The organism is Burkholderia sp. AW49-1 (assembly GCF_053427845.1).
This window is the reverse complement of the sequence record NZ_JBSAXF010000046.1, coordinates 14,236-27,042: the sequence shown is the minus strand read 5'-3', so window position 1 is coordinate 27,042 and position 12,807 is coordinate 14,236. Positions and strand designations below refer to the sequence as shown.

The following is a 12,807-nucleotide window of genomic DNA, read 5'->3' as shown; positions in this document are numbered from 1 at the left end:
GACGTCGCGGACGGCAAGCTTCAGCCGTGGCGTGCGGCCGAGCGACTCGGGCTGACGACGCGGCAGATTCGGCGGCTGGTCGGCCGATCACGTGAGCATGGGCCGCAAGGTCTCGTGTCGCAACGGCGCGCGAAGCCCAGCAACAATCGATTGGGCAGCATGACGGCTGACCGCGTGCTGTCGATCATCCGGGATCGCTACGCGGACTTCGGCCCGACGCTGGCCTGCGAGAAGCTGTCCGAATGCCACGACATTCGGCTGGCCAAGGAAACGGTCCGCAAGCTCGAGACGGGCCAGGTCAACGTGATCCTCTGGGCCGGCCTGCTGGAGAAATTTCGGAAGGAAGCGCTCGGCGCCGCGCTGCTCGCCGTTTATGGCGTATGGCAGGCCGAGGGCAAGGTGCGGCACGTGATCGCGAACAAGCTCATGGACCGGACCGAGCTACTCGGCGCGCTGCCGACGACCGCGCGAAATTTCTGCTGAACGTCCGTGTCACCGTCGACCGCTTCCGGTTCGCGCGCTATCGAGATTCAGCGTGCCGATCTCTCATTCCTGATGCGGCGACCAGTTCCAGTACGTCTTGCCCCATGCGCTGCCCTCAACCACTGGCATGATTTCGCCCGCCTCGAAGTGACGACGGCTCCCTGCCTCCGCAGGCGTTTGCCACCAGCCGGCCATCGGGCACGGGTTGCCGCCGGGGACGCTTTTGTGATGGAGACTGTCGGTCTTCGCGGTCGGCACGATCGGCGGCGGCTCGGGAATAGGCGGTGCATCGGGCAGATCGAAACGCGCAACCCACGCACGCGCATTCATGGTGTCGGCGCTGGGCAAGTCCGGGATGTACGTGTGCAAGGCATCCGGCTTCGGGTTACGCAGAACGCGCAGGACCCTGTTCACGAAAACGTATGGTTCGGGCAGCCCCACCTCCGGCGCGCCGAGGCGCGGAAAATCGCCGGCGCGAATCAGCAGACACGAGTTGACGCGCTCGACGTGGATGTCGGTGCGATCAAGTTGTCTGCGTATCTCGGCGTCGCCGCCGAGGCGCTCCACAAACAGTTCACCAAGAACCGTGTACCAGTTCACGCTTTTGATGAAGCCCCAGCGATGCACATGTGCGCCGGGATGCAGATATCGATATACCGCGGTCGGGTCGTCGCGACTATCTCCTTCATAAGAGCTCGGGTCGCAATTTTGGGTGCCGAGGTGCGCCGTACTGTCGATCTCGAGACCGCTGAATCGTTCGGCAAGGGCCCATTCCTGCGGCATGTAGCGGTGATAGCTGTATGGCAGGATCGGCGCCAGCCCGCCGTAGCCATATCGCACAACGAGGCGCTCACAGACGTACCGCAAGAAATCCTCATACTGGGCGATTCCATCGGCTGTACCGACAAGATCCGCCGGCACGTTGAATTTCAAATACGACAGCCCCGACTCAACTCCCTTTGGAATCCGCAATCGGCCGGTCGGCGAAACGTATTCGGTAGGCATGGCCAAACCGGTCAGTACGCTGATCTGGTATTCGGCTGCGGTATCCTGGTCCGCTGCACTGGATCGAACGACGCTGACATCCTTGAACGAAGGTGTATCAAGAATTGCGCGTCGGATTTTCTCGACGCCTTTACTGCTTCGCTTCGTGAACTTCCCGAGATCTTCGTCTTTCCCACCAATCAGGTGCGCGCCGAACAGCGTTTCAAAGCGATCGAAGCACTCAAGGATTGCCTGCCGTACCTCCGGTTGCGATCCACGCTCGAAATACACCGTGCCGAGTACACCGGGCAAGACGACCATGCGGTTATCGGGAAGCCGCAAACTCAGTTCCTCCCGGTATCGTGCAAGCGCCTGCGAGGGCGTCAAAACGGTTTTCGAGTCATGATCAGCCATCGTCTTTTCCTGAAATCTCATTCTTCCATGTCCGTCGGTCACCTGGCCGCCGCGGCAAGACCGAGAGCGCCTACGCCTGCCGCAGTCTCGGTAATCCCCAGTGCGACGGCCAGTGCAGCCGCAGCTTCCGCTCCGGCGGCAACAATTGCAATCAATGCCGCGAGGATTGCAAGGAGTGCCTCCGCCAAGACGATTGCAATAGCGATCGCCGCCACGACAACCACGATGACCACGATTGCCTTGACGATGGTCATCCCGACTTGAGCCCAATCGATCGACGTCAGGACCTCCCACGTCAGGTCGGTTTGTCGGACGATCTCGTCCCAGCCGGCCTTCAATTGTGCCGTCGTATAGCGGTAAACTTCATGCCCTTTCTCGTCGATCCAAACCCATGCGTCGGAGGCCTTGTCTGCAATCCACCGACCAGCGGTGAACACCCAAGGTGCATGATTATGCAGAAACGCCTTGGTTTCCTCCGAGAGATAACTAAAACCACGACTGGCTGCATCCCAGATCGGCGCAATTTCATTTCCGATCGCATCGGCCGCTTCTTCGCCGTGTCGTTGTGCCCAGGACCACCACTCCTCGTACCATACCGGTTCGGCGACCGGAATCGTAGTCCGGATCGGGGCTCGCAATCGCTCCTGTTCGCGCTGCGATTCCGGTGCCGGGACGTTCTTCAACGCCCGTTCACGCACCTTCTCAAGTTCGCGATTGCAATCCGATACGTCAATGACCGTCATGCGGTTGATGAAGTCCCCGGCAATGCCCTGGTAGTCGCGCTCCTGTCCCACGCCCCAGGTATCGCCCGGGAACTTGACTTCAACGAGCCGCAGCATGTTGTCGACGTGCGTGCCCCCCCGTTACGCTGCCGAAGGGATGGACCGGGCATTTCGATACGTCCGGCTATACGAAGCTATATGCGGTGCACAGTCCACACGACAATGCCCCGTCGGAATGTGCGACGTCGGAACCAGATCGGATCGTTACGCTGCTGGATCCCGCGCGCGGCGACCAAGTGTTCGCGCGCTACGGCTACGAAGGCGGCAACATTGAACGGATGTCCAGGCGGACGAAGTCCAATGATCGGATGATCTACGACTACGGGAGCAAGGAGGGGCTGTTCGTCGCGGTGCTGGAACGCATCTATCAGCGGATGGACGAGGCGCAGCTACGATGACGCTCGAAATCAACACATCGGCTGCTACGTAAGACTGGATGTGGCGAGTTGTCTGGTCAACAGATCGCCCAAGCCTAAGCCCGGACGCGTGCGCGCTACTCGCCACCCCGCGCGAACATCGGCAAATCTCGCAAAATATGCTCAAGGAGCTTAAGGGCGGCCAACGGTAACGGCCGCCCGGACTTTGCGAGCAATCGTGCGTGGGTCCCCTTGAAGAGCGGATGATCGATCGGCACCACCGTGAGCGCGCCGGCGGCGATCTCCCGATACGCAGCGAATTCCCCACCAATCAGCGTCATGTAGTTTTTGTAGGCAACGAACTGCTTGAGCGCGGTTAACGAGTTTGTGATCAGCGTCGGCCGTATCGTAATGTTCTCGGCGAATTCGAGCATCTTGGCCGCATGTCCGACACCGAACGATGCTGGCATCATGGCCAGTGGCCACGATAAGAGGTCCTGAACGCTGGCCGCGCCGCCTCGCAATGCCAGCGGATGGTCGGGGCGCACCAGCAGTCCAACAGGCTGGGACGAACTCGCCAGATACTGGATACGCGGGTGCGGCGGTGGATTAAAGGCGAGCCCGAGGTGCGCACGACTTTCCGCCACGGCTTCCAGCACCTGGTCCACTCCGAGGATCTCCATCCCGATGTCAAGCAACGGGTACAGCGCGCAAAATGGCGCCAGCACCTTGTTGACCAGCGCATCTACATATCCCTCGCTGAGGACCAGTTGAACATGCCCCTGCTTCAGGCCCTTGAGCGCATGGAGTTGGTCCTCGAGTTTCTCCTGATGGGAGCGATATCCGCGCCAAAATTCAAGCAGGTGCGCGGCGGCCTCGGTCGGCCTGACGCCGCGCGCCTGCCGTTCGAACAGCGTAACGCCAAGTTCTTCCTCGAGCAGCCGGATCTGCCGGGTAATCACAGACGGCGACGTGTTAAGGCTCTCGGCGGCGCCGCGGATGGTCCCTTGCTCGAGCACTTCGCGGAAGTATCGCAGCCGCTGCTGATTGATTTCGCGCATGTCGCACCACCCACGGTGATTACCGTCGCTATGTCAGAGCCCAAACCATATCAGCTACGTTGCCTTGAAAGCAACGAAGTGTACACATGGTTGCTGTTGGTAATTGCGCCTCACGCTGCCAATATCCGATGCAGCGCGGTGACATCGGAAGACATTGGAGACAGGCATGCTGACAATCCCGAGCGATAGTGCGGTAGACGACACCTCAAACCTCTACAACAAGATCAACTGGCGGCTACTGCCGTTCCTGCTGAGCTGTTATCTTTTCGCTTACCTTGATCGCGTAAACATCGGCTTTGCAAAGATCCAGATGCAAAGCGACCTCGGTTTTTCCGACGCCGCATACGGTGTGGGGGCCGGAATCTTCTTCATCGGCTACGTCCTCTTCGAGATACCAAGCAACCTGATGTTGCCGCGCATCGGCGCGCGCAAGACCTTCAGTCGTATCCTGGTGCTGTGGGGCATTACTTCGGCCAGCATGCTGTTCGTGCGGAACGTGCCGATGTTCTATGCGATGCGCTTCGTGCTCGGCATCTGCGAAGCCGGCTTTGCGCCGGGCATGATCTACTACCTGTCTTGCTGGTATGGGCCGCAGCGCATGGCGCGCGCCATCGCGATCGTGTTCCTTGCCGGCCCGCTCGGGGGCATTGTCGGTGGACCAATATCGGCGTGGCTAATTACGGCGCTGTCGGGTGCCGGCGGACTGGCCGGCTGGCAATGGATGTTTCTGGTCGAAGGTTTGCCGTGTATCCTGCTCGGCGTGCTCGCGCTGTACTTCATACCGAATCATCCGGCCGATGCTGCATGGCTGAGCGAGCGGGAAAAGCGTCTGCTTGCCAGCGAGATTGGGTCTGCGGCAGAGCACGATCCCTCGTTCCGGGCCGTGGCACGCGATGTACGGGTCTATGTGCTGGCCTTCGCGTACTTCTGCATCATCGCGTCAATCTATGCCATCAGCTTCTGGCTGCCGACGTTCATCAAGGCTCAGGGCGCGAGCGACACCATGCAACTCGGCTGGTACTCGGCCCTGCCCTATATCGCGGCGGCATTCGGAATGTACTACATGGGTAACCGGTCCGACCGCGCAGGCGAACGCCGCTTCCATAGCGCAGTGCCCGCCACTTTCGGCGGTCTGCTGCTGGCCGCATCCACCCTCGTCGACGGCAACCTCGCTGCATCGTTGGTGCTGCTCACTCTCGGCACCTGCGCACTGTGGATGACCTACACGGTGTTCTGGGCCATGCCTTCCGAATACATCAAGGGCCCCGCGGCAGCAGGCGGCATCGCGCTGATCAACACGATCGGGCTTTCGGGCGGCTTCTGGGGGCCGGCCATCATCGGATGGGCCAAGGCGGCTACCGGCAATCTTCACCTCGGTATGCTGATTCTCGCCACGCTGCCGATCATCGCCGCACTGATCATTCTCTCCAACAAGCTACCCGCAAAACCCTGACAAGGAATCGTCATGCTTCTGCATCTGTCCACCTGGTCCGAAATCGAGCAATTCCTCACCCGCAGCCGCACGATCGTCGTGCCGATCGGCTCCAACGAACAACACGGCCCCACCGGACTGCTCGGCACGGACTGGCTATGTCCCGAAATCATCGCGCGTGAAGCCGAAAAGGCCGCGGATATCCTCGTGGGGCCCACGTTCAATATCGGCATGGCCCAGCATCACCTCGGTTTTCCCGGCACTATTTCGCTGCGGCCATCCACGTTCATCGCCGCGATCGGCGATTGGACCCGCTCGCTAGCCGCACATGGCTTCGAGAAAATCCTGTTCCTCAATGGTCACGGCGGCAATGTCTCCTCGATCGATGCCGCGTTCTCCGAACTGTATGCCGAAGCCAGCTTTGCGCGCCGCCGTGCGGGCTTCGCGCTGAAGCTGTGCAACTGGTGGGATCTCGAAGGCGTGGGAGAACTGGCGCGGGAGCAATTCCCCACCGGGCACGGCACGCATGCGACGCCGTCTGAGATTGCGATTACCCAGTGGGCATTCCCCGATTCGATCAAGTCGGCCGACTACACGCCGCCCATCGCCGGAAACGGCCCCATCCGCGACGCCCTCGACTTCCGCGCTCGGTTCCCGGACGGACGGATCGGTTCCGATCCCGGCCAAGCCACGCGCGAAAAAGGCCGGGCACTGGTCGAGTTGGCCGCGCAGTCCCTGGTGCGCGAGCTCGAAGTCTTCGGCCGCGAACCGATGCCTTCTTGAGACCACCCCTGACGCCATTTTTACGCTCTCTGGCGCCGCCTGCCTTGGCTGCCACTCGCCAGCACCATGCATTCACACGACGTTCGTCAAGGACTCCATCTACTCGTTCCAAGACCGCGTTCGGGTAGTTGACTGGCACCTGATGCAGCCAAGTAACCATTCGCCGGTCGGGGCACTGACTAAGGATTCCTTCGAGGGGCTGCGTATCGAATCCAAAAAAGAGACGCGCCATGTTCGACGATGAGCAGGTGGGTACACGTCCACCATGCGGCGACGTATCACTTGTGCAAATAAGCGCGTTGGTTGGGGTAATCGTCCATTCGACGGGCAGACGTTGCTGAAATACAACTTCTCGAAAACTTTCCGAAACCGTCGCCGGGCCTTATTGGAAGGGGCCAGCGGGCATTATTAACATTGTCGTAATTTATGATAACGATTGGCAGCCCCCCAAGCACTTAAACAGCCCCCAACATACAGATCAACTTAATTCCCGGATCTGTAGAGTTATTTACTCCCATCTGTACATTGAAATTGCGATTTGAAAATCCATAATTCGACGCCTTAGTTTTATTAAATTCTCCGGCCGTGGAAAATATCGAAAATTATTTTCAATCGTCGCAAACACCCAATGTCGATTCGATTGCAACGATCCGCGGTCGGGTCTTGCGTTCGCTGCAAGGTCATTTACTCGACAGCGGATTCAAGCAGCTCATGCCCGTGCTGATGTCTCCCATCACGGACCCGCTCAATCACGCTGTCTATCCGGCCGAAATCCAGTACGAACAGCGCCGCCTCAAGCTGACGGCAAGCATGATCTTCCATAAACAGCTCGCGCTGGCCGCCAGGGGCGGCACGAAAAAATCTTCATCGTTTCGCACAATATTCGCCTCGAGAAACCGAAAATCAAAGACTCGGCTAACCATCTGCTCGAATTCTCGCAATTCGATTTCGAAGTGCGCGGTGCTACGATGCATGACGCCATAGCGCGCATCGCTATCAACCTCCCGCCACGGTCCGTCGAGCCTGGCTGGATTCCGATAATATCGACACGAGACTCACTGCCTGACTGGTCACATAATTTCGTCGCAGGTCACCTCCACTACTTGTCGCAAAGCTGCACTCCCGCTGGATCGATGCACTCACACCTTTACTCAGGAGCACTCAAACTTCCGCCGAGTGCTTCGACCTCAGAGAGTGTTGCCCCCGCAAGCAATTGTTCAAGGCGTTCAATGCGATGCCGATGGGGCATCGTAATGGCGTAGAAATGCTCCTGAAGTTCGGGCGTTTGTCCTACGCTGACAAGAACACCCTGCCGTAATTCGTCTTGCACTACCACTTCTGGTAGCACCGTAAGCCACCCACTGTCCCGCGCGATCAGACGCAGCATCGCCATGTCGTCGACCTCCGCCCTGACCCGCGGCTTTACACCGGCAGAAGTGCACAGCGCGTCGAAGCGGGCCCGTAGCGCATGCCTCGGCCCCGGCAAAGCCACATCGAGCCCGCCGAGGTCGTCGGGTACGCGGAGTTTACGGCCGCGCCAGATGCTCGCAGGCCCCACTAGCGAGATGGCCTGGCTGCCAAGAAAACTGCAATGGAGCGGTCGGTCAGGGTCGGACGGCAGCGGCTCATTCGCCAGCACGATATCCAACTGGTGCTGCAGAAGCCGCTCGACAAGGCCGTCGAGCATGCCCGACTCGAGCGTGAGCATCACGTCCGGATCACTCAGAAGCGGCCGAATCCAGTTTTCCTGGTAGTTGCGTGAGACCGTGGCAACACTGCCCACGCGCAATCGCAGCATGCCTTCCGAACGCCCCTGGAGCCTGCCGAGCATTTCCTGCCCAAGGCCGAAGATGTCTTCGGCGTAGGTGAACACCATGCGGCCCGTGTCGGTCAGGATCAGCCGCCGCTTTTCGCGCTCGAACAGTGCCTCGCCCAGTCGGTCCTCCAGCTGCCTGATCTGGGCGGAAAGGGCCGATTGAGAGATGTGAAGCTCGCCTGCCGCCTGTGTCAGATGCCCGGTTCGGGCCACCCGCCAGAAGTAGAAGAGGTGATGAAAGTTCAGATGTTCGATCCGCATCGTTCTCTTTTATCAATGTTTACGTTCTATAGAATATATTTTACAGAATGATCCGCAGCGAACATCCTTCGGTCCATTGTTTCGCGAGATGTTTGCCATGCCCCCCACCCACGTCCTCTTGTTCGTCTGCGCATTGGCGCCCGCGGTGCTGATGTCGATAGCCGCCGCTCTGCTGGTATCCCGTCCCTATGACAGCCCCGCCGTATGGAAACCGTTCCACCGGCTCGCGGCGATTGCGTTGCTGGCTGCGCTGATTCAGCCGGTCGTGCTAGCAACGGCCCCGGAGCCCGCCCCGATTCATGGCGCCGGGTGGGCCGCGTGGATCGAAGTCACCCCGCTCGCCGCGTGGATGGCCGCGCTGGTGCAGTTGCTCGGCACCGTGATCGGCATCTTCTCCGGGCGCTATCTGCAGGGTGAACCGGGGCAGCCGCGTTACGCCGGTGCATTCGCCGGCGTGCTGGCGTCGGTTCACGTGCTGCTGCTGTCCGGTCACTGGCTGCTGCTGATCGCGGCATGGGCCGGCGTCGGCGTGTCGCTGCGCCACCTGCTGTGCTTCTACAGCGATCGTCCGTTCGCGCTGCTGGCGGCCTACAAGAAGCAGATCGTCGACCGGTTGGCCGATCTGCTGCTGCTCGTGGCCGCCGGATCGGCATGGACGGAAGTGGGCAGCGGGACCTTCGCCGCGCTTCGAGAACACATTGCGGCACACGGTGCGTCGACGCCCTTGCAGGCGAGTGCAGTCTGCCTGGTGCTGGCGATCGTGCTGCGCACGGCGCTCTTCCCCGTCCATGGCTGGTTGATCCAGGTGATGGAGGCGCCGACCCCGGTCTCGGCGCTGCTGCATGCCGGTGTCGTCAATCTTGCCGGCTACCTGCTGATGCGCTTCGCACCGCTGCTCGCGGTGTCTCCGGCCGCACGCTGGCTGCTGGTCGCATTCGGCCTCGGCACCACGTTCCTGGCCGGGTTCGTCATGCTCACGCGCATCAGTATCAAGGTGCGCCTCGCGTGGTCCACCGTGGCGCAGATGGGCTTCATGGTGCTCGAATGCGGTCTCGGCCTGTATCAGCTGGCTGCGCTGCACTTGATCGGTCATTCGCTCTACAAGGCGCACAGTTTTCTTTCTGCGTCGTCGGCGGTGCAAAACACACGCCTGCAGATCATGCGCGGGCGCAGCGACGCAGCAGTCGCCAGCCTGATGCTCGCGCCAGCCGGCAGCCTCGCAGTCGTCCTGCTCGTCCAGGCGCTTGTGCCGATGGGAAGCTGGCCGTGGTGGTGGAGCGGCGTGCTCGCGCTGGCGTGGGCGCCGCTGCTATGGATACCGGTCGCAGAAGGAGACGAGCCCGCCAGCGCGTGGATGCACATGTTCTTCGGCACCGCGCTGGTCGCCGTCTACACGGCCGTCGCCGCCCTCGCGCACAAGCTCCCGTTCGGCGTCACGGATACGCCGTTCCGCGTCGCGGGCCCGGTCGCACTCGCGGGCATGGCGCTGCTCTATGTCGGCCTCGCGACGCTGCAGTGCCGCCCGCAACGCTTTGCGACGTGGCGGCGATGGAGCTACGCGGGATTCTATGTCGACGAGTTCTACACGCGCCTCGCGTTACGGGTCTGGCCCGCCCGCTGGGCGCCGCACGACGCCATCCATGCACCGCGCCCCTCTCCGGGCAGGACGCCTGGTCTCACCGAGCAATGAGCCGCTTATCCGGAAAATGACATGAGCACTGCAACACTTGAAAAAGCGGATAAGCGCGGCGCTGTACCGCGGGCACACGATGCCGCTCGACCCGCGCACGATACCGAGAATGCCGACCGTGGAATCCCGCGTCAGCGTATCGACGCGGCATGCGAGGCGGCAAGCCGATCGATCGCGCCTGCCTGGCCGCTCGATCGCACAATCGCCGTCAACCCCCACTGGGAGCGCATTGGCCGCCCCGTGAGAGAGGTCGCTGCGCGGATGGCCGTGCTGGCCGACATCAAGGTCTTCCCGCCGCGCGATCACATCCGTTCGGCATGGGAATCCGGGCGCATCGCGCCGGCAGATCTGCAGTATGCGGTGCAGGCCCTGCCGGCTGCACAAGCGGCAGGCATGACAGAGCGCACCTGCATCGACGCATTGACGCGTCCACTCGCCCTGCCCCGCCTGCCGTTGCTGATCGATGTACTCGACGACGACCCATTGCGTCACGAGCGTCTCTCGTGGCGTCAGGCGATCACGCACCAGGTCAGCCAGATCTGCGCGGCCTACTTCGACGAGCATCAGGCGGACTGGCGGCCGCATCATGACCAGAGCCTCTACGCCTTCTGGCGAGACACGATCGCACACGATCACGGTATCGGCGCGCTGATGGGTCTGCCGCGCCTCGGTCAGTCGCTCAAGGCGCTCCCCGCCACGCGACAGGATGCCGAGTCGTGGGTACTGGAGCGACTCGGTCTGCCCGAAACCGTGTGGCCGGACTACCTTGAGGCGGTGCTTCTGACAGTCAACGGCTGGGCATCATGGTGCGCCTATCTCGGCTGGCAGGCTCGGCTGCTCGGCCAGTCCGACGAACACCTGCGCGACCTGCTCGCAATACGGCTGGCATGGGGCGCGTTGCTGCTCGACTGCAAGGACGATGCGGCGGCACGTCGCGCTTTTGCAGCCGTGCAAGGCCACTGGCGCGATTCGGCAGCGCTGCTGGCCGATGCGCAAGCGCTGCTGCTGGTCGACGAGGTCTGGCAGCTGGCCTTCGAGGCGGGCTACCAGCGCGAACTGGCAAGCAAACTCGTTGCGGTCGGCCAGCCGCGGACAACCCCGGAAGCCGCACAGCAGATCGACGTCCAGGCTGCGTTCTGCATCGACGTTCGCAGCGAGCCGTTCCGCCGCGCCGTCGAGTCGATTTGGCCGGCGGTCCAGACGATCGGCTTCGCCGGGTTCTTCGGCCTGCCCATCGCATATACACCGTTCGCCACGTCGGCGCGTCGCCCTCAGCTTCCCGGCTTGCTCGCCCCCACCCTGGAAGTCACGGACACCGTATCGACGACCGCAGGTCAAGTCGGCGGAGCAACGAGTAGGGCTGCGAGCAAGGCCCGCCGCGCACGGTTCGCATTGTCGAATCAGGCGTCTGCCGCGACCCGCTTGCCGGGCACCTCGTTCGCGTTCGTGGAGGCTGCCGGCCTGAGCTATCTGGCAAAGATGCGGCAGTGGCTGAAGCCGTCGCGCAAACGGCGGGTTCGCGACGACCTCGCCGGTCTGCCGAACCGCTACAAGGTTCTCTGCCGTCCGACACTCGTCGGCATCGACGACCAGGCCAAGGTCGACCTGGCCGCGCGCATCCTGCACGGCATGGGCATCGAGCGATTGCTCGCACCGCTGGTCGTCCTGATCGGTCACGCCAGCCAGAGCGCAAACAATGCGCATGCGGCGGCCCTCGACTGTGGCGCCTGCTGCGGCCAGAGCGGGGAAGTCAATGCACGCTTGCTGGCGCAGGTGCTGAACGATCCCGTGGTGCGCGCAGGTCTCAAGCAGCGGGGCATCGACGTGCCTGACGAAACGACGTTCGTCGCGGCCTTGCACAACACCACGACCGATGAGATCGAAGGCTTCGACGTCGACCTCCTGAACCCGGTCGCCGCGGCGCGCTGGGGCAAGCTGCTGTGCGTCTTGGGTCATGCGTGCGACCAGGTGCGCCGCGAGCGTGCGGTACGCCTTGGTCTCGACCCGCGAATGGAAGCCGACAGGTTACTGGCCAGCCTTCGCGAGCGCGCCAACGACGGCGCACAAACTCGCCCGGAATTGGGGCTGGCCGGCAATGCCGCGTTCATCATCGCGCCACGCAAGCGCAGCCACGGCGCCGTGCTCGACGGTCGCTGCTTCCTGCACGACTATGATTTCTCGCAGGATACGGATGGCAGCCTGCTCGAGCTGCTGATGACCGCACCCATGCTCGTCGCGCACTGGATCAACTGGCAATACCATGCATCGACATGCGATCCCATGCACATGGGTTGCGGCAACAAGGTCCTTCACAACGTCGTCGGCGGGGATATCGGCGTCTTTGAAGGCAACAGTGGCGACCTGCGCATCGGTCTCTCGAAACAGTCGCTGCATGATGGCCGGCGCTGGATACACGAGCCCTTGCGCCTGACCGTGATCATCGATGCACCGGGCGCCGCGATCGAACGCGTAATCGACCGGCATCCGGCAGTGCGGCAACTGATCGACAACGGCTGGCTTCATCTGTGGCGTTTCGGTGAGTCGGGGTTGTTGCGTTTCGGCGATGGGGCATGGCATGAACTGCAAATGGAAATACGTCCGGCCCGACAGTAATTCAACGAGCTGGTAGTCGCTGTGAACTCGCGCGACCGCGCGCGGACCCAGGCCTGCCGGCCTGCCGTTCGCGCATACGGGGCTCGGCGTTGCTCCCGCGCCGATGGCGCCGTGCACGCGTTTTGCGCGATC

10 protein-coding genes and 1 pseudogene are annotated in these 12,807 nt (G+C 62.0%); 7 read left to right on the top strand and 4 right to left on the bottom strand.

Annotated elements, in window-relative coordinates; all coding sequences use genetic code 11:
* A partial coding sequence (locus ACV22W_RS31970; RefSeq protein ID WP_448023457.1) for a helix-turn-helix domain-containing protein occupies positions 1–483 on the top strand: 483 nt, incomplete at its 5' end.
* Positions 484–546: 63 nt separating this feature from the next.
* Here ACV22W_RS31970 and ACV22W_RS31965 read toward each other — a convergent pair.
* Together ACV22W_RS31965 and ACV22W_RS31960 are read right to left on the bottom strand one after the other, a co-directional pair.
* Positions 547–1,881: a type VI immunity family protein gene (locus ACV22W_RS31965; RefSeq protein ID WP_448023455.1), complete on the bottom strand. Its 1,335-nt coding sequence runs from the start codon at positions 1,879–1,881 to the stop codon at positions 547–549.
* A 38-nt stretch (positions 1,882–1,919) separates the two neighbouring features.
* The gene (locus tag ACV22W_RS31960; protein WP_448023454.1) at positions 1,920–2,720 is read right to left on the bottom strand and encodes a hypothetical protein; all 801 of its coding nucleotides are present in this window, start codon (positions 2,718–2,720) and stop codon (positions 1,920–1,922) included.
* A 176-nt stretch (positions 2,721–2,896) separates the two neighbouring features.
* On the opposite strand from ACV22W_RS31960, the pseudogene ACV22W_RS31955 reads away from it, so the two are divergent.
* A pseudogene (locus ACV22W_RS31955) lies at positions 2,897–3,058 on the top strand (TetR family transcriptional regulator); the annotation flags it as partial.
* A 98-nt stretch (positions 3,059–3,156) separates the two neighbouring features.
* Here the strand turns inward: ACV22W_RS31955 and ACV22W_RS31950 are convergent.
* A complete protein-coding gene (locus ACV22W_RS31950; RefSeq protein WP_448023453.1) occupies positions 3,157–4,080 on the bottom strand; it encodes a LysR family transcriptional regulator in 924 nt (307 codons plus the stop codon).
* A gap of 166 nt (positions 4,081–4,246) precedes the next feature.
* On the opposite strand from ACV22W_RS31950, the gene ACV22W_RS31945 reads away from it, so the two are divergent.
* The 3 genes from ACV22W_RS31945 to ACV22W_RS31935 all read left to right on the top strand — a co-directional run bounded on the left by ACV22W_RS31945 (position 4,247) and on the right by ACV22W_RS31935 (position 7,279).
* Positions 4,247–5,533, top strand: coding sequence for an MFS transporter (locus ACV22W_RS31945; protein WP_448023451.1), 1,287 nt, complete (start codon positions 4,247–4,249; stop codon positions 5,531–5,533).
* A gap of 12 nt (positions 5,534–5,545) precedes the next feature.
* Complete coding sequence (locus ACV22W_RS31940; RefSeq protein WP_448023449.1) at positions 5,546–6,295, top strand: creatininase family protein; 750 nt, start codon at positions 5,546–5,548, stop codon at positions 6,293–6,295.
* Between the two features lie 585 nt (positions 6,296–6,880).
* Positions 6,881–7,279 (top strand): hypothetical protein, encoded by a 399-nt coding sequence (locus ACV22W_RS31935; protein WP_448023447.1) that lies wholly within the window; start codon positions 6,881–6,883, stop codon positions 7,277–7,279.
* A gap of 163 nt (positions 7,280–7,442) precedes the next feature.
* Here ACV22W_RS31935 and ACV22W_RS31930 read toward each other — a convergent pair whose 3' ends face one another.
* Entirely contained in the window at positions 7,443–8,372 is a 930-nt protein-coding gene (locus ACV22W_RS31930; RefSeq protein WP_448023446.1) for a LysR family transcriptional regulator, read from the bottom strand.
* Between the two features lie 97 nt (positions 8,373–8,469).
* On the opposite strand from ACV22W_RS31930, the gene ACV22W_RS31925 reads away from it, so the two are divergent.
* Together ACV22W_RS31925 and ACV22W_RS31920 are read left to right on the top strand one after the other, a co-directional pair.
* Positions 8,470–10,062 (top strand): NADH-quinone oxidoreductase subunit L, encoded by a 1,593-nt coding sequence (locus ACV22W_RS31925; RefSeq protein WP_448023445.1) that lies wholly within the window; start codon positions 8,470–8,472, stop codon positions 10,060–10,062.
* Positions 10,063–10,083: 21 nt separating this feature from the next.
* Positions 10,084–12,675, top strand: a complete 2,592-nt coding sequence (locus tag ACV22W_RS31920; RefSeq protein ID WP_448023444.1) for a YbcC family protein — start codon at positions 10,084–10,086, stop codon at positions 12,673–12,675.
* Positions 12,676–12,807: the final 132 nt, after the last annotated feature.